The sequence below is a fragment of the Dyella flava genome (genome assembly GCF_016904955.1).
GTDB lineage: Bacteria > Pseudomonadota > Gammaproteobacteria > Xanthomonadales > Rhodanobacteraceae > Dyella_B > Dyella_B flava.
Window position 1 is genome coordinate 71,390 of the sequence record NZ_JADIKE010000028.1, and the last position, 17,385, is coordinate 88,774.

Annotated in this window: 12 protein-coding genes; 8 read left to right on the forward strand and 4 right to left on the reverse strand. The window is 57.5% G+C overall.

Going from position 1 to position 17,385, the window contains the following annotated elements; translation table 11 throughout:
• Positions 1 to 496: 496 nt before the first annotated feature.
• The 8 genes from ISP19_RS04455 to ISP19_RS04490 all read left to right on the forward strand — a co-directional run bounded on the left by ISP19_RS04455 (position 497) and on the right by ISP19_RS04490 (position 11,086).
• A complete protein-coding gene (locus ISP19_RS04455) occupies positions 497 to 2,494 on the forward strand; it encodes a hypothetical protein (RefSeq protein ID WP_204680146.1) in 1,998 nt (665 codons plus the stop codon).
• A 94-nt stretch (positions 2,495 to 2,588) separates the two neighbouring features.
• Complete coding sequence (locus ISP19_RS04460) at positions 2,589 to 3,734, forward strand: glycosyltransferase family 2 protein (protein WP_275577101.1); 1,146 nt, start codon at positions 2,589 to 2,591, stop codon at positions 3,732 to 3,734.
• Between the two features lie 16 nt (positions 3,735 to 3,750).
• Positions 3,751 to 4,110: a GtrA family protein gene (locus tag ISP19_RS04465; protein ID WP_338082365.1), complete on the forward strand. Its 360-nt coding sequence runs from the start codon at positions 3,751 to 3,753 to the stop codon at positions 4,108 to 4,110.
• A 20-nt stretch (positions 4,111 to 4,130) separates the two neighbouring features.
• Positions 4,131 to 4,829: a class I SAM-dependent methyltransferase gene (locus ISP19_RS04470; RefSeq protein WP_204680149.1), complete on the forward strand. Its 699-nt coding sequence runs from the start codon at positions 4,131 to 4,133 to the stop codon at positions 4,827 to 4,829.
• 261 nt (positions 4,830 to 5,090) lie between these two features.
• Positions 5,091 to 6,917, forward strand: a complete 1,827-nt coding sequence (locus ISP19_RS04475; protein WP_204680150.1) for a DUF6077 domain-containing protein — start codon at positions 5,091 to 5,093, stop codon at positions 6,915 to 6,917.
• A 240-nt stretch (positions 6,918 to 7,157) separates the two neighbouring features.
• Positions 7,158 to 8,054 carry a sulfate adenylyltransferase subunit CysD gene (cysD, locus tag ISP19_RS04480; protein WP_284384667.1) on the forward strand — a complete coding sequence of 299 codons (897 nt, stop codon included), beginning with the start codon at positions 7,158 to 7,160 and terminating at the stop codon, positions 8,052 to 8,054.
• Complete coding sequence (gene cysN / locus ISP19_RS04485) at positions 8,054 to 9,910, forward strand: sulfate adenylyltransferase subunit CysN (RefSeq protein ID WP_204680151.1); 1,857 nt, start codon at positions 8,054 to 8,056, stop codon at positions 9,908 to 9,910. The genes cysD and cysN overlap by 1 nt, the downstream gene beginning before the upstream one ends.
• 3 nt (positions 9,911 to 9,913) lie before the next feature.
• Positions 9,914 to 11,086 carry a DegT/DnrJ/EryC1/StrS family aminotransferase gene (locus ISP19_RS04490; RefSeq protein WP_204680152.1) on the forward strand — a complete coding sequence of 391 codons (1,173 nt, stop codon included), beginning with the start codon at positions 9,914 to 9,916 and terminating at the stop codon, positions 11,084 to 11,086.
• Positions 11,087 to 11,153: 67 nt separating this feature from the next.
• Here ISP19_RS04490 and ISP19_RS04495 read toward each other — a convergent pair whose 3' ends face one another.
• The 4 genes from ISP19_RS04495 to ISP19_RS04510 all read right to left on the reverse strand — a co-directional run bounded on the left by ISP19_RS04495 (position 11,154) and on the right by ISP19_RS04510 (position 17,319).
• Positions 11,154 to 12,098 (reverse strand): electron transfer flavoprotein subunit alpha/FixB family protein, encoded by a 945-nt coding sequence (locus ISP19_RS04495; RefSeq protein ID WP_204680153.1) that lies wholly within the window; start codon positions 12,096 to 12,098, stop codon positions 11,154 to 11,156.
• A gap of 28 nt (positions 12,099 to 12,126) precedes the next feature.
• Positions 12,127 to 12,873, reverse strand: coding sequence for an electron transfer flavoprotein subunit beta/FixA family protein (locus ISP19_RS04500; RefSeq protein ID WP_204680154.1), 747 nt, complete (start codon positions 12,871 to 12,873; stop codon positions 12,127 to 12,129).
• 201 nt (positions 12,874 to 13,074) lie between these two features.
• Entirely contained in the window at positions 13,075 to 15,150 is a 2,076-nt protein-coding gene (locus ISP19_RS04505; protein ID WP_204680155.1) for a glycoside hydrolase family 99-like domain-containing protein, read from the reverse strand.
• A gap of 45 nt (positions 15,151 to 15,195) precedes the next feature.
• Positions 15,196 to 17,319 carry a glycosyltransferase gene (locus tag ISP19_RS04510; RefSeq protein ID WP_239556508.1) on the reverse strand — a complete coding sequence of 708 codons (2,124 nt, stop codon included), beginning with the start codon at positions 17,317 to 17,319 and terminating at the stop codon, positions 15,196 to 15,198.
• Positions 17,320 to 17,385 lie beyond the last annotated feature (66 nt).

Here is a 17,385-nt window from a genome sequence, read left to right on the forward strand (position 1 = left end):
ATCTGCTGCGAGTGACCTGGATGGACAAATGTTAACAGCCTGTCCACAGGCTTTGGGAAGGGCTATTGGTAAATATGGGGAAGCACGCCAATTATCGCATCAAGTGGCCTTCGGGGCCTCGCTATTTGCACTAACGCGATGCCCGGGCGGGATTTCTCTCGTTGCGGGCACTGGGTCCGGCGACCTGCAATGGTGAAGGTGCTTGTTGTGGGGGAAAAAGGGGGCTGGAAAATTTCTTGCTTGGTGTTCGATAGCGTTCATTGAATTTCAGTTTTTTTTCCGCAGCCTGCTGCTTATAAGATTTTTTTGGCCCTACCAGTTACCCTATGCACCTGGCTCGTGGCTTTCGACCTTCGATTGCTGGAGTGCCCGTTGGGAGGCCATAATCGTAGGGTCCCCATGTGCCGGGTGATGCTTTTGCTCGCGGGGTTGATCGCTACTCTTGGGGATGCAGAGAATCGTGACTAGCAAATGGAAACTCCCGTGGGTGCAGCCCATGCAGACACGGACCTTGCTGATAATTGCCCTTGTCGTAACGCTGGTGCATTTGTTCATCGCCATGAATACCCCGCTGGTACTCATGACGTGGCAGATCTACGACGACGGGCTTTTCGTTCGATTGGCCCAATACCTGGCCAAGGGGCAATGGCTCGGTCCGTTTAATCAGTTCACGCTGATGAAGGGGCCGGGGTATCCACTATTCCTCGCATTCAACTATTGGGTCGGGCTCCCGATCACTCTGACCAGGGCACTGCTGTTCTGCGCTGCAGTCGCGTCGGTGTCGTTCGTAGTCTTCAAGATGACGGGGTCTCGCGTACTGGCGATGTTTGTCTACGTGGCGCCGATGCTGGACCCGAAGACATTTGAAATCACGCGTATCCTTCGCGATAGCATATATGTCAGCCAAACTGTCCTCGTTCTGGCTGTGTTTTCCTATTCTCTGTTTATTGCCCGCAGCTCCCGTGTCCGATTCTGGTCGGCAATAGCGGGCGGCCTTTTGCTTGGCTGGTTCTGGTTAACCAGAGAGGAAGGCATTTGGCTTGTGCCAGGGTTGGTTACATTGGTGCTTTACGCCATTCTGCGAAAAAGATCCCAGCCGGCCGCTAATAGCTGGCTGCTGCCCACTCTTTGCGTAATCGGGGTGTTTCTTTTAACGCAGCTTGCTTTCGCCGTCGTCAATCTCAGGTACTACGGATCATTTTCTGGCGTCGATTTCAAGGAGCGCAACTTTCAGGCGGCATGGCACATACTCGAGAGCGTGCAGCCTTCCAAGCGAACAGCCTACGTCAGCGTGCCGCGCGAGGTGCGTATGAAGGCCTATGCAGTCAGTCCTTCCTTTGCGTCTTTGAAGCCCTATATCGACCCGGAATCGGGGTCGTCGCGCTGGGAAGCCGGCGAATGCAAGATGCACTCCTCGGCGTGCGGCGACATTGGTACCGGCTTCTTCATTTGGGCGATGCGCGATGCAGTCGCGGCCGTGGGGCAATACAACTCGCCCAAGGCGGCCTCCAATTTCTACGCCCGAATGACGGCAGAGATCCAGGCTGCATGCAACGATGGGCGTCTGCATTGTGTCAAGAAGCTGATCCCGGAAGTGCCATCCATGACACGGGAACAACTCTGGAGTATCCCCGTATCGGCAGGCACCCTTTTCCGTGACGTCATGCATCCCGGTGCCGACACTGCTCCTGATGAATTGAATGTCTTTGGCCCAGAAAATGAATTTCAGTCGACCGTCGATTTCCTGAATCACCCGGCCCACTATCCACTGTCCAATACACTCGTTACTCATGTTGAGATGCGCGGCTGGTACTATCTCCCGGGCTCGGAAGGGGGGTGGTTCACGGTGAAGGTGCTGGATGAACAAGGCAAGGATGTCCCGTACACCCTGGTCAGGTCAGACAGTCCCGATCTGCCGCAAAGTTTCCATGACGAGCGTGCAAGCCGACAGCGGTTTTCCCTGAGTGCGACCTGTGCTGCGAAGTGCACCATCATTTTTACTGGCGCAGATGCCGCGCCCAAGAGTTTTCCGATCATTCCGCCTGTATCGATTCAGGGGCAAATTTCAAAGGTCGGGACGGGCTTGCTCGCCCTGGATGCGGAAGATGTATGGCGCACAAACAGCGTATACGATGACGTTCGCGTAAAGCTCGCGCGCCGGATTCGGCAGCGGCTTTACAGCGTATACACCTGGATGCAGCCGCCGCTACTGGTGCTAGGCCTTCTCTCATTCGTACTCGCCTGTTTCTTGGCGATCCGCCAGCGACAATACCCTGTCATTATCGGAATCGCGGCGACATGCTGGGTGTCCAGTCTGATGCGTGCACTGATCCTGATACTGGTGAACGCCTCTTCTTTTACCGTGATGGATTCGTCGTATATGGCGCCCATCTTCATCCTGACAGTCATTGCTTCTGTGTTGTCGATATATGCACTCTTCGCGCTGGTATCCGTCCGCCAGATGGTGGGCGGGCGAGTTGAGTTTGTCCGATAGATCGCACGCTTTTGATTGAATGCGTGAAGGTGTCCCCCCCGTATAACAGAATGCGATTTTGAGAGAGATTAAAGTGCTTGAGCTAACCATACTGATGCCCTGCTTGAACGAAGCGGAGACTTTGGCTACTTGCATACGCAAGGCGCGTGCCTTCCTGGAGAAGAGTGGTGTCGTTGGCGAGGTCATGATCGCGGACAACGGCAGTACTGACGGTTCTCAGGAAATCGCGAAAAGTGAAGGGGCCGTGGTGGTGAACGTGCGAGATCGCGGCTATGGTGCAGCCTTGCTCGGCGGTATTGCCGCGTCTCGGGCGAAGTTCGTCATCATGGGCGACGCGGACGACAGTTACGACTTTTCCAATCTGATGCCGTATGTCGAAAGATTACGTGCGGGAGCCGATGTGGTTGTCGGCAATCGCTTCAAAGGTGGCATCGCACCCGGTGCCATGCCTTTTCTTCACAAGTATCTGGGCAATCCAGTCCTCAGTTTCCTTGGGAGGCTCTTTTTCCACATAAAGGTGGGTGACTTCCATTGCGGGCTCAGGGGGTTCAACAGAGAGCGGGTGAATGGATTGAACCTGGTCACCCCGGGCATGGAATTTGCCAGCGAGATGATTGTGAAAGCGGCGCTTAGCGGACAGCGTATCGAAGAAGTGCCCACCACTTTGAAACCCGATGGCCGCTCCCGGCCGCCGCATTTGAGAACCTGGCGCGACGGTTGGCGTCATCTGCGATTCCTATTGATCTTTTCGCCTAGGTATCTTTATCTGTTTCCGGGGCTGGTCTCGTTCGTATTCGGACTCGTCGGTACCGCATTTCTCGTGGGCGGCCCGAGACATTTCGTCAACGGCATAACCCTGGATATCCATAGTTTTGTTGGATGCGTGCTGCTGACCGTATTTGGCGTACAGATGCTGCTGTTTGGCGTCATCGCTCGAGCATTTGCGAGCAGTTTCGGTATCCATCGAAAGGAAAGGCGATGGTTCAATGCGGCACGCGATCTCGAAACGTTGCTGATCGTTGCACTCGTTCTCTTCCTTGGCGGCGTCGGAGGGGCTGCGTGGTGCTTCCTGAGATGGGCGGGTACTGATTATCAAGCGCTGGCTTATGGTGAATTTCTCCGGCCATTCGTCCTCTCACTCGCGGCAGTCCTGATCGCGGCCCAGATAGCTTTCACGGGTTTCTTCGCAACGACATTCACCGAATTCTTCAAGCATGCCAACCCCATCGATCGGAGTTAATGACGGGTTGCGTCGCGTGTTCTTCTTCCTGGTAGCAGGTGGCACGGGTTTTGCGCTCTATCTCGTCATTTCGTATACGTTGCATTATTTTTTCCACGTAGGTGAGGTAATTTCAGTAGTTGCCGGGACGTTGCTTCCAATTCTTCCGACATTCTGGATGCAAAGAGAGCTTACGTTCAGGAGTAACGAATCGCACAGCCGCTCATTTCCGCGCTACTTTGCGCTGCAGGTATGCAACGCAGGATTTATTGCCATGCTTACTGCCTTGGGTAAGTTTGTCGGGTTGCCGGCGGTAATTGTTTTTCCGCTGTGCGGGCTGATTGGTGCGGTGATTTCTTACTATGTACAGGCAAGATTGATTTTCTTCGCAAATTAACGGTTCAGTAGGGTGGGAAGATGCGAAAAACCGAAGTCAGTGCCCAATACAGCACGATGGCCGCAGGTTCATTTGCCGATCGTGTTGCAGCCAAGATGCGGCGCGTCATGTTCGATCGATTTCTGGCCGAAGGGGTCAGTCCAACCGATACGCTTCTCGATGTAGGCGTCACTTCCGATGATGAGCTGGAAGCATCCAACTATTTGGAAGCGTGGTATCCCTACAAGGATAAGATCACGGCTTGTGGAATTGACGACGCATCCTTCCTGGAGCGGCGCTATCCAGGGGTCCGGTATGTGCATGCAGACGGACGCTCGCTACCTTTTGGCGATGGCGAATACGACGTTGTTCATTCAAGTGCTGTGCTGGAACACGTTGGCAGTCGAGAGCAGCAAAAAGCATTTATCTGCGAATTGGCAAGAACAGCGCGTAAATTTGCGTTTCTGACCACGCCGAATCGGTGGTTTCCTGTCGAATTTCATACAGTCCTTCCGCTGCTGCATTGGCTTCCGCCCAGAACGTTCCGCAGCATCATTCGACGAATGGGACACGACGTACTTTCGCGCGAGGAAAATCTCAACTTGCTCGGCGCGCGGGACATTCATCAATTATGTCGGGAAGCCGGGTTGCGTGATTACACGGTGAGGTCCGTGTATTTGGGCGGGTGGCCGAGCAATCTTCTTCTCACAATACGAAACGAAGGGAATGGCGCTTCCTAGCCGAGGTCATCCCGGTTCTATCTATATAACTTCGCCGCTGGCGCTGGACTGAGCCGTGCTTGGTGGCTTCTTGGACAAAACCATGCTGTGGAAGTCCGTAAAAGCTAGGGACCATCGGCTCACTGATCGAGTGGCAATAGTGGAGGCTTGTTACCTGTGAATCGAGTGGGCGTTGTCTGCCTCGTCCTATTTGCCGCATGGAGCCTTGCGTGCCACATCGCAACACTCGCGCATATTTCGTTGATCGGAGCATGTGTACTAATGCCCGTGACGGCGCTGATGCTCGCGCTGGTGGGTCGAGTTGTGGCCTATCGTGCGAAAGTGCCGGAAGATCTTCTTCGAACGCATGCAGCGCCGGTATTGGACATGCGCCAGCTTGTTGGCGTGTTCGTAGTAATTGCCGTCCTTCATTTTTCCTGGACGGCATTTTGGGCCGGAAGTCTCATCTTGCTATGCATGGCTGCCTATTCCGTAGCTGCCACTCCGTCTCTCCGTGATGGGGGAATCACTCCTGCAACCGGATCCAATACGGTATGGGTGATTGTGCTGGGTCTGGCTTGTGCGCTGCTTACGCTGTCTGTTTCGCGCAGCGACTTGGACGATGGCTATTACGTTGCTGCAGCGGCATATGCGGCCAGTCATCCGCATGCTCCGTTACTCGTCAACGACCCCATGTTTGGAGAGGCCGGGTGGCCGCTCTTTTTTTCAAGCTACCGGTTTAGCGCGTATGAGCCGTTTGCTGCTGTTATCGCAAAAGTTGCGGGCATCCCGGCCATGGATGTCATGTATCGAGTCCTGCCGCCTTTCGCAGGCTTTGCCATTGTTGGTTCCGTTTTCTTCTGTTCGCGCGAAATGTTCTGTCGATGGTGGATTGGTGCAGGAACAGCCGCGGTAATCCTGATGCTGATTCTTGGCGAAGAGCTCAGCAGCGTCGGAAATTTCGGGTTTGTGCGTATATTCCAGGGTAAGGCCCTGTTTTTGTCGATCATGGTGCCGTTAATCTACGGCCTGTCCTTTCGTTACGCCCGCCAGGGTCGGCCTTTTGATTTGTATTTACTGGTGTGCGCGCAGATTACGTCAATCGGATTGACGAACTTCGGAATGCTCGGTGCCCCGATGGCTGGTGCCGTGGCCTCAATCAGCGCCTGCCCCCCCATTACGCGAGATAATCTGCGTAAAATTTTCATGCTTGCATGCACTACATGCGTGGCTATTCCGTATCTGGTTTTCGTTGCAGTGTGCTCTCATGGGGCTGGGATCTTTGCACACTTTGACCAGGAATCAGCTTCTAAAGTATGGACAGGTATCTACGGAGCACATCAACAGTTCCTTGTTGCCTTCTTATTATTGATCGGTCCATTCGTGGCTAATACACCGCTACTTCGTTGGCGCATGGCCCTTCCTCCGCTCATTTTGCTTGGTGTCCTACTCAATCCAGTTCTCGCCCCCTGGATTTCTCGCTACGTAACTACTGCTCCGGTCTATTGGAGGGTAACTTGGTCGTTTCCGGTCGTGATTTATTTAGGTGTATCTATTTCTTTGCTATTCGACCGTCTGGCCAGGGGCGCTCGTTTGGTCGAAAAAATAGGAGCCGGTGCTGGTATTGCAGGTGCCCTTTCGCTGGCGACGATAGCCATCCCGTATGGCACTTTGCGATCCGCTAATCAGGTCACGTGGCAGTTCGCTTCAAGAAAGCTGGAATTGAATGCGGCCAATGCGGCGGAAGAAGCGATAGCACTCACGCCAGACGGAAGAGTCCTGGGGGATGATCGTGTTGGAGGAACCATCGCCATGTACGAAGAGCACCCTCCGCTGGTGAACGTACGCAGCATCTATATCGACTTTCTTGCCCCTTACATGTCCCACCGGGACTATTTGGATCGCAAGATCCTTGCGCAATATGTCAATGGAGAGATTGCTCTGGATGGCGGCCCATTGAAGAGCGCGGTTGATCGTCTTAACGTTCATACCATAGTTATTGCGGATAACCTGCCTTTCTATGAGGCCGATCAGCACGCCTTGACTTCAGCCGGGTTTCTTTTGAAGCGCCAATCGGGGGCCTATACCGTGTGGACGAGGAATTACTGACTGCGCAAAATGGGCCATTCGCTGCTAGAGGCAGGGATGGTTGCGGCGTCTGCGCGTGGTAAGCCTCCTCTCCCAACGAATTGATTGCCCTTGTATCAGAGCCTCAAGGCAGTAGCAGAGCGTCCCCGTCATCAGTGAGGTGCGTCCGTGAGGCCGGGGCCTGGCCGGCTTCAGCATGGGCAAACAGCCCGAACTTCGTGCCAAAATGGCGGTTCAGTTAACTGCAAACTGGTTATCGACGTGCCTGACCTCCTAGACGCCCTGGAAGCCGAAAGTATATCTATCTTCCGCGAAGTGGCTGCCAACTTTCAGCGCCCTGTGATGCTGTATTCAATCGGCAAGGATTCATCAGTGCTGCTGCGTTTATTGCGTAAAGCTTTCTACCCGGCGCGTCCGCCAATTCCGTTATTGCACGTAGATACCACCTGGAAGTTCCGCGAGATGATTGCATTCCGGGATCAGGTTGCCGCGGAGGGGGACGTGCAAATGCTGGTGCATATCAACGAAGATGGCGTGCGCCAAGGTATCTCACCGCTGATCCACGGAGCAACGGTGCATACCGACGTCATGAAGACAGCTGCGCTCAAGCAGGCTCTAGATAAATACGGTTTCGACGCTGCGATCGGCGGGGCGCGACGCGACGAAGAGAAATCGCGCGCCAAGGAACGTGTTTTTTCTTTTCGCAGTGCACAGCACCGTTGGGACCCCAAGAATCAACGGCCCGAGCTCTGGAATCTCTACAACACGCATATCCATAAAGGCGAAAGCGTGCGTGCGTTCCCATTGTCCAATTGGACGGAGCTAAATGTATGGAACTACATACGTCGTGAAAATATTCCGCTGGTGTCGCTCTACTTCGCCAAGAAACGCCCGGTAGTTTCGCGCGATGGTGCATTGATCATGGTGGATGACGATCGCTTCACGCTGCGTAAGGGGGAAAAGATCGAGCATCGTATGGTGCGGTTCCGTACGTTGGGTTGCTATCCACTGACGGGCGCCGTGGAATCTACGGCCAGCACACTGGATGAGGTCATCGCGGAAATGACGGAGTCGAGGACCTCTGAGCGTCAGGGCAGAGTCATTGATCACGATCCATCTGCTTCCATGGAGCGCAAGAAGCAGGAGGGCTATTTCTGATGGCTGCGCCTGATATGCCTTCGCGCAGCTTGCTGCGCTTCATTACGTGCGGCAGCGTAGACGACGGCAAGAGTACCTTGCTGGGGCGCCTGCTGTATGACGCGGGCATGCTGCCTGATGATCAGGTGGAGACGCTGAGGCGCGATAGCCTGCGCCAACATCCGGACGGGAATGTGCTGGACTTTTCCCTGTTGACGGATGGCCTGGATGCAGAGCGCCAGCAGGGCATCACGATCGATGTGGCGTATCGTTATTTTCATAGTGAACGGCGCAGCTTTATCGTGGCTGATTGTCCGGGGCACGAGCAATACACACGCAATATGGCCACCGGTGCATCGCACGCAGACCTTGCCGTCGTGCTGGTCGACGCGCGCAAAGGTTTGCTTCCGCAGACGCGCCGGCATACCTACATCTGTGCGTTGTTGGGTATTCGAAAAGTCATTCTTGCGGTTAACAAGATGGATCTTGTTGATTACCAGCACGATATATATGAACTCATCCGCAGCGAATATGACGAGCTTGCAGCCCAGCTGGGCATCGATGCTGTTCACGCTTTGCCTGTCGCAGCGTTGTCAGGTGACAACGTAGGCGTCAGCTCCGTGAAGATGCCTTGGTATCAAGGTCCTACGCTGCTTGAGCTTTTAGAGACCGTTGTTGTTGAGCCGGTGCAGCGGTCCGACTTTCGGATGCCTGTGCAATGGGTCAATCGTCCTGATCATTCCTTTCGTGGTTATGCGGGCACTGTCTGCGGTGGTCACATCAAGGTCAATGATGAAATCGCGGTGCAGCCCGGTAGGCAGCGCGCACGCATTGCGCGGATCGTGACGGCCGACGGAGATTTGCCGGGAGCGAGCGCGGGCCAGGCGGTCACGCTGACGCTGGATCGCGAAGTGGATATCAGCCGAGGCGATGTGCTTGCCGACGCTGCTCGCCCGGCGCCGGAGGCAGACCAGTTTGCTGCGCACGTGCTGTGGATGGGGGACGAGCCGCTGCTGCCCAATCGAGGCTACTGGCTGAAAATCGGCAGCAAGACCGTGAATGCGCGTGTAACCTCGATCAAGCACAAGGTCGACGTGAACACGCAGGCGAAGTTGGCCGCGCATCGCTTGCAGTTGAATGAAGTGGGTTACTGCAATATCGACTTCGATCATGCGATTGCCTTTGAGTCGTATGCGACCAACCCAACGCTTGGCGGCTTTATCCTGATCGATCGCCACACTCATGCCACGGTGGCATGCGGTATGCTGGATTTCGCTCTGCATCGTGCGACCAACGTTCATTGGCAGCATCTGGATGTGGACAAGCAGACGCGTGCCCACAGCAAAGGGCAACAACAACGCTGCGTCTGGTTTACCGGCCTCTCGGGTGCGGGCAAGTCCACAATCGCCAATCTGTTTGAAAGAAGGCTCAACGCGCTCGGTTATCACACCTATTTGCTGGACGGTGACAACCTTCGCCATGGTCTCAACCGGGACCTTGGCTTCACGGCTGAAGCGCGCGTCGAAAACGTTCGGCGCGTTGCCGAAGTCGCTCACCTGATGGTCGACGCCGGCTTGATCGTGTTGGTCTGCGTCATTTCGCCTTTCAATAGTGAGCGTGAGTTTGCTCGGGCCTTGTTCGACCAAGGCGAGTTCATCGAGGTATTTGTCGACACGCCCTTGGACGAGTGCGAACGGCGTGATCCGAAGGGGCTATATCGCAAGGCGCGCGCGGGTGAAATTAGTAACTTCACAGGTATAGATTCGCCTTACGAGGTGCCGGAAGCGCCGGAACTTCACCTGCTCAATCAAGGTGCGGACCTGGACGCCTTGGTCGAACGGCTTGTCGCCTGCGTTCTGCCGCAGGCAAATGGCTGAGGCATGAGCACGGAACTGGATAACTCTCCTTTCCTGGTTTTCGGTGCGCCTCAGATTGGCGAGGAGGAGATTGCCGAAGTCGTGGACTGCCTGCGCTCCGGCTGGCTGGGGACGGGACCACGGGTCGCGCAGTTCGAACGGGAGTTTGCGGCCTTCAGGCATGTGCAGGCCACACAAGTTGCCGCGGTCAATTCGTGTACTGCGGCTTTGCACGTGAGCATGCTTGCGGCGGATCTTGAGCCTGGTTCGGAGGTCATCACCACGCCATTGACGTTTTGCGCGACTGTCAATGCGATCTTGCATGCCGGACTGACGCCCGTGCTGGCGGACGTCGATCCGCTAAGTCAAAACATTCTTCCCGAGGCTATTGAGGCCGCGATTACGCCACGTACCCGCGCGATCCTCCCCGTGCATTTTGCCGGACGTCCTTGTGCCATGGATCAGATCATGGCCATCGCGCGCAAACGTGATCTGGCGGTGATTGAGGACTGTGCTCATGCGGTGGAGGCTGAATTCCATGGGCAGCCGCTGGGTACCTTCGGGGATTTTGGCTGCTTCAGTTTTTACGTCACAAAAAACGTGGTGACGGGTGAGGGCGGCATGATTCTCGGACGCAGCGAGGATCGGATTGCGCGGGCACGTATTTTGGCCTTGCATGGCATGAGCAAGGACGCCTGGCATCGCTTCGGCGACGAGGGCTACAAGCATTATCAGGTCGTTGAGTGCGGCTTTAAATACAACATGATGGATGTGCAGGCTGCGCTGGGATTACATCAGTTGGCTCGCGTCGAGAACAATTGGCGCAGGCGTGAGGCGATCTGGCAACGCTACGACGAGGCCTTTGCGGATTTACCCATCAGTCTGCCGGCTCCCGCAGAGACAAACACTCGCCACGGGCGGCATTTGTACACCGTGATGCTTGACGAGCAACGTTGCGGGATTGCGCGTGACGAATTTCTGGAGGCGATGAATACGGCGCGAATCGGTACGGGCGTGCACTACCTCTCCATCCCCGAACATCTGTATTACCAGCAGCGCTTTGGGTGGCGGTCGGAGCAATGGCCGAATGCAACGCGCCTTGGACGTGAGACGGTGAGTTTGCCGATGTCGCGAGCTTTGACCGATCACGATGTGGAACGGGTGATCGGCGCCGTTCGTCAAATCTTGCATGCTTGATTGGTGGACGGGCATAAAAAAAGGCGGCCATCGGCCGCCTTTTTAACTGGCGAGCTACGCGCGGGTCTTAGCCGATGGCCTGTTCCAGCTCCGGAATCAGCTTGAACAAATCACCCACCAGACCGATATCCGCGATCTCGAAAATCGGCGCCTCGGCGTCCTTGTTGATGGCGACGATGGTGCCGGCGTCCTTGATGCCGGTGAGGTGCTGGATGGCGCCCGAGATGCCGATGGCCATGTAGAGCTCAGGGGCAATGATCTTGCCGGTCTGGCCGACTTGCAGCTCGTTCGGGACGTAGCCGGCGTCGACGGCAGCACGCGAGGCGCCTACCGCTGCACCGATCTTGTCGGCGAACTTGTAGATGATGTCGAAGTTTTCCTTCGAGCCTACGCCACGGCCACCGGAGACGACCTTGCTGGCACTCTGCAGGTCGGGGCGGTCGCTCTTGCCCTGCTTGAGCTCGACGAAGCGCGTATGCGAGGGAAGGCTGACGTCCAGGCTCAGCGCTTCGATGGGCGCGCTTTGGCCGCCCTGGGCAGCGGCCGGCCAGGAGGCCGTGCGGATGGTGGCGACCACGGCGTGCGCGGCGTCGGCCTCCACCGTGATGATGGCGTTGCCGGCGTAGATCGGGCGCTTGAAGGTATGGCTGCCTTCCACGCTCATCACATCGCTGACCTGAGCCACACCGAGCAAGGCAGCGACGCGCGGTGCGACGTCCTTGCCAAAGGTGGTGGACGGAGCGAATACGTGGCTGTATCCGGCGGCCGCCTTGGCGATCTGCGGAGCCAGCACGGCGGCGAGCGGGTGGGCGTTCTCGGCGCGCGCAACGGTGAGCACGCGGCTTACGCCATCGATCTTCGCCGCTTCAGCGGCAATGGTGCCAACGTTGTCGCTGAGCACCAGCACATCGATGGCTTCAGGCTTCACCGCTGCGGCAGCACTCACGGCGCGGGCGGTGGATGAATTCAGCTTGCCGTCCAGATGTTCGGCGATAACCAGGATCTTGCTCATGGGTGTCTCCTAAAGTCCGGTCGGCTGCTTAAAGCAGGCCTTTCTGCTTCAACGCGGCGACCAGTTCGGCCGCATCCTTCACCATCACACCCTTGCTGCGCTTGCCTGGTGCAGCGTAGTGCGTGGTCGTGAGTTGATCGTGCGTGTCGACGCCGAGCGAGGCGAATTCGATCGTATCGATGGGCTTGGACTTGGCCTTCATGATGTCCGGCAGCTTGATGAAGCGCGGTTCGTTCAGACGCAGGTCGGTGGTAATGACCGCCGGCAGTTCGGCTTCGATGGTTTCCAGGCCGGCGTCCACTTCGCGCGTAACGGTGGCCTTGCCATTGGCGATCTCCAGCTTGCTGGCAAAGGTTGCCTGCGGGCGATCCCACAACGCGGCCAGCATCTGGCCGGTCTGGTTGGCGTCATCGTCGATGGCCTGCTTGCCAAGGATGACCAGGCCAGGCTGCTCCTTGTCGATCAGCTTCTGGAACACGCGGGCCGCGGTCAGCGGCTGGACGGCGTCGGCAGTGACCACATGAATCGCGCGGTTCGCGCCCATGGCCAAGCCGTTGCGCAAGTGTGCGGTGAGATCGGCAGGGCCGACGCCTACAACGACAACCTCTTCAGCGATCCCCTTTTCGCGCAATCGCAGCGCTTCTTCCAGCGCGATATCGTCAAACGGGTTTGCCGAAAGCTTCACGCCGTCGGTCACCACGCCGGTGCCGTCGGGTTTGACCTGGATGCGGACGTTGTAGTCCACCACGCGCTTGTAGCCGACCAGAATCTTCATCTGCCTTTCCTTCTTACCGGACGCCCGTGGGCGTATGGGATTGCTGAGCAAACGCCTATTCTAACCGGATTCCGGTCACCATGCGGATGCGTAGGGTGGGCGACGGGTTGCTGGGGCGGGGGGAATTCACAAGACCCGATACTGGCCGCCGGCAGTTACCAGCGTCGTCGACTGTCAGTGTTGACGGCCGGTGCCCGGCGTTCAGCCACTGCGGCGGGCATAGGGGTAACGCTGAGTGGCGTTGCCCTCCGCAATGCCGCCTAGCGTGGCGGTATCACTGATCGCATAGCCTGCCGCTTCGGCGCACAGTTCGATGATGCGTTCGACGGCGTGCGCCAGTGTTCCATCGACCTGGCCGGCCTCGTCCTCGAATTCCCATACACCCAAATGCGCGTCGAGTAGCGGCCGCAGCGCTTCCAGCCGCGCCCAGAACATGCTGCCCGCGATAAATTGGTCCTGCTCCGGAGATGGTTCGGGAATGCCTAACCGCGCGGCAAGATATTGCACGTTTGATTCATTTTCACCCCAGTAAAACTGCAGCGGTTGTACGTGACCATCCGCTGCGGCCAGCCCGAGCTTGGGTGTATTGCGGAAAGCGGCCAGAGTGCTGGCAGCCCGTTCAGGCGACAGCAGTTTGTCGATCAGCTCTCGTCGCCACAGCTCCCCATCGCGTCGATGCGTAGAACGCTTGGTGTGCAGCTTGAGTACGACGTCGACGCCTTCGTTAAGCAGGCGATCTGCGATATGCAGGAACGGCAGGATGTCCCGCCCACGATTCTCGAACGTCGTGATGTCCGCTTTCAGGTCCAGGCGAGCTAAACGTTCTCGCACGATCTGTTCGTGTTCGACTGTTGTCGTGATGAAAACGCGCCAGTCCAAGCCACTGGTCCGCAAGGCGGCGGCAATTTCATCCAGAACATCCACGTACCAGACGTGGATAACGACACAGGGCTGCGGCGACGGTACGGGTTTTTGTTCACACGCGCCGCACAGGGCGTTACGCGTTGCTTGCAGCCATGCAAAACCGAGGCGGGAGTCGGGCTCCAGCACGGCACCTTCGGCCCACTCGTTCCAGGCGTTGACAAAGACCAGCGGTGAACTCGGCTTGCGCCGTTGCGCCGTGTGGATGGCTTGTTGCAGCCAGTCGCGATAACCTCGTGGGGATGCATGCGCGAATACGCGCCCCGCACCACTTCGACGTGGTTCATTGTCCCAACCGGGATTCACGCATGGAAACAGCGTGTAGGTGGGGTCTGCCTGGGTGCTGACCTTGCTGACGAGTTCGCGCCAGTCGTAGATATCCCCGTGAAAATCGGGATTAAGCAGTTGCTGTCGATCGGTGATCGGCGCAAGTGTGATGTTGTTCGGTGGGAAGGAAACTGCACCGTCAAAGCCGATATCGCGAGGATCGACGCGATCGAAACTCTGCACGTAAGCCAGGTAGATTTCCCCAATGCCATGTTCACGGCACCACTTTCGCCAACGCTCTGCCGTCGATTGCGCTTCGGGCAACAGGCCCGGGCGATAGACCAGCAGCAACGGTTTGCCATCCACGCGCAAATAACGTGGATCGGATAAGTAACGCGACACATGGGCGATGAAGGCGAGGTCATCACTGGCGCTGTGTTGCTGGCCGATCAGAATCTGGTCAGCACGGCCATCCCAGCGGCGCGACCAATTTTCATTGGCCCAGCACAGGCACAACGGAAGATCCAGCGATGCATCATTCAGCCATTGCAGCAATGGCCCTTCCAGCAAGGTCTTTCCGCCAAACCAGTAGAAGTAGGTACAGAACGCGGCGATACCGTATTCACGCGCGAGTTGCATCTGGCGGCGCATGACGTCGGCAATGCGCAGATCATAAAAACCGAGGGCGCCCGGCAATCGTGGTTGAGCATGCCCTTCGAATTGCGGCAAGGCGCGCGTTACGTTTTGCCACTCGGTAAAGCCCTCGCCCCACCATGCGTCGTTCTCTGGGATGGGATGAAACTGCGGCAGGTAGAACGCTACCAGTGTCGCGGGAAGCGGCTCGGGTAGCTGCCCTGGACGCTGTGGCTGATAACCGATCGCCGGCCCGGCAGCTGTGGCACGCTGCCGGTGCTCACGCGTTCCGGATGCGCCGGTTTGACCGCGTGGGCCGGCAGGCACCAGATCGTAATGGTTGTCCAGAAAGCGCTGCCGCATGCGATCGCGCGTAGCCGATGGCAAGGGCATCAGTCGGAAGCCCGTACGCAGAATGTGAAAGACAGCAGTTTTAGCTAGGGAGGGCAGGGGCATGCATGAATCGTAGCGGGAACGCGGCGGGAACGCTGCAACGGACGTTCAGCCAAGTACCCGTCGCAGCGTGTTGCGGGCCGCAGCCGGAGAAAAATGCTGCTCTACGTTATTCAGTCCTGCATCTGATAGGCGTGTCCATAGTTCTCCGTCTGAGAGAAGACGGCGTACCGCTTGCACGACGTCACCAGGCTGCTCGGCGATCAAGACGTCTTCTCCATCCTGCAATTGCATGCCTTCCACCGCGATGCTTGTGGCGATGACCGGTAGCCCGTAGCTCATCGCCATATTGATCTTGCCTTTGACGCCAGCGCCGAACCGTAACGGCGCCAGCGATGCCAGGCAGCGATCCATCCAGGGCGCAAGATCCTGTACCCGGCCGTGCAATGTCAGGCCGGGGCGTTGCAGCGTGGCACGCGCGACATCCGGGACATCTCCCAGGATATGCACATGCATGTCCGGCATCACGGCAAGCAATGCGGGGAGCAGTGCTTCGGCGATCCATTTGATCGCGTCGGCATTCGGTGGATGCCCATAGCCACCAATGAAGACCAGGTCACCCCGGCCTGCGTAGGGTTGCCGGCGTCCGTGAACATCATGGATGTTGCTGAGCAATTCCACCTGGGCCTGCGGTGCCAGGCGATGCAGCAGTTCCTGTTCTTTGGGACTGACTACGAAGCTCACGTCGCATTGTTCGATCAGGGCCAGTTCGCTACGCCGTGACGCCTCGGCCTGACGCCGCAACGTCAGGCTGTCATCCAACTCGGCGGCGCGTTGTTCCCGGACGAAGTGAAGGTCGACGGTATCCAGGATCAATCTCGCCCGGGGCGCATGTCGCCGTACTGCATGGACGTATTGTCCCGCCACGGTATGCCGGCAGAGCACGACAGCGTGCAACGACGAGCCATGTTGGCTCAGCCATTTGGGCAGATTGGCGACCTCCGGGCGACACAACACCTGTACGCCCAGGTCACCCAGGGCAGCGATGGATGCGTCACTGGCAAAGCCGTCATCGGGGGCGAAACTCAGTTGCCATCCCTCTTGGTGAAGGATGCGCAGCATGGCGAACAGTCGCAATGAACCGGAATCGCGCGAAGGGTCCGGCGTGGTCACGTCCACCACCAGGATGTGTCCGCGAGCATGGCGTCCCCATAGCTGCGAGAGCGGAGTGCCTGGCGCGGGTTGTTGTTGCAGCTGTTGTCGCCATTTCTGGGCGAACTTGACGTGATTGATCGCCTGGTAGCGCTTCATGCCCGTACCAAGATCAGTACCTGCGCTGATGCCTTCGCAGTGCACCACGACACTATTGGGTTCGTAGAATACCGAGAGCCCGGCCTGCCGTACGGCGAAGGCCAGGTCGGTATCTTCGTAATAGGCCGGCGCATAGCGCTCGTCGAAGCCGCCCACGGCAGAGAAGCGATCACGCCGGATCATGATGGCCGCACCCGAAAGATAATCGGTGCGCCGGCGATAGCGATAGGCAGACGCATGGCGCGACTCAAAGCGCCCCACATTCCAGGCGCTGCCGTCGCTGAACACCCACCCGCCGGCCTCTTGCAAGCGGCCGTCGGGATAGATCAGCCGGCTGCCTGCGATGCCGCAATCGGGTTCATCGGCAAAGCAGCGCAGCAAGGCATCCAGCCATCCTGGGGTTACCTGGGTGTCGTTATTCAGAAACACCAGGTATTCGCCGCGCGCTGCCTTTGCGCCTGCGTTGCAGCTACCGACGAAACCCTGATTTTGCGCATTGACCAGCAGTCGTAATCCATCGACCGCACTCAGTGCCGAGGCGCTGCCATCGGGTGATGCGTCATCCACCACGATCACTTCGGTCGTGATGTTGCCCATATGCAGCGCGAGCGAGCGCAGGCACGTGACGGTGTAGTCGAGTTTGCCGTAGACAGGAATGATGATGGATACCTGCGGCAGCGCAGGGTTGGCAAACATCAAGCCATCGGTGCTGCTGTCGAGCGGCAGCAGTTGCAATGTGTCGTCACGCGACGGACGGCGGTGGAACTCCTGGGCAATACGCGCCACGGTGCCGCGCATGCCGCGCTGGGCGAGACTGCCAATGACACGACTCCACAAATAGTAAAGGCGTTTGTACCGCCATTGCAGAGACGTACTCAGGGCGGGGTCCTCGTCAATTACCGGAATGGAGCGATTATCCATCAACATCAGCGATACGGCGAGTTCGCTTCCACCCGAACATTCAGGAGCTGGCTCTGTGCGGATGTG

What these genes read in the sequence shown, in the direction of transcription:
- ISP19_RS04455 (WP_204680146.1), top strand. Translation starts at nt 497, where the DNA reads ATGCAGACACGGACCTTGCTGATAATTGCCCTTGTCGTAACGCTGGTG.
- ISP19_RS04460 (WP_275577101.1), top strand. Translation starts at nt 2,589, where the DNA reads ATGCCCTGCTTGAACGAAGCGGAGACTTTGGCTACTTGCATACGCAAG.
- ISP19_RS04470 (WP_204680149.1), top strand. Translation starts at nt 4,131, where the DNA reads ATGCGAAAAACCGAAGTCAGTGCCCAATACAGCACGATGGCCGCAGGT.
- ISP19_RS04475 (WP_204680150.1), top strand. Translation starts at nt 5,091, where the DNA reads ATGCCCGTGACGGCGCTGATGCTCGCGCTGGTGGGTCGAGTTGTGGCC.
- cysN (WP_204680151.1), top strand. Translation starts at nt 8,054, where the DNA reads ATGGCTGCGCCTGATATGCCTTCGCGCAGCTTGCTGCGCTTCATTACG.
- ISP19_RS04490 (WP_204680152.1), top strand. Translation starts at nt 9,914, where the DNA reads ATGAGCACGGAACTGGATAACTCTCCTTTCCTGGTTTTCGGTGCGCCT.
- ISP19_RS04495 (WP_204680153.1), bottom strand. Translation starts at nt 12,098, where the DNA reads ATGAGCAAGATCCTGGTTATCGCCGAACATCTGGACGGCAAGCTGAAT.
- ISP19_RS04500 (WP_204680154.1), bottom strand. Translation starts at nt 12,873, where the DNA reads ATGAAGATTCTGGTCGGCTACAAGCGCGTGGTGGACTACAACGTCCGC.
- ISP19_RS04505 (WP_204680155.1), bottom strand. Translation starts at nt 15,150, where the DNA reads ATGCCCCTGCCCTCCCTAGCTAAAACTGCTGTCTTTCACATTCTGCGT.
- ISP19_RS04510 (WP_239556508.1), bottom strand. Translation starts at nt 17,319, where the DNA reads ATGGATAATCGCTCCATTCCGGTAATTGACGAGGACCCCGCCCTGAGT.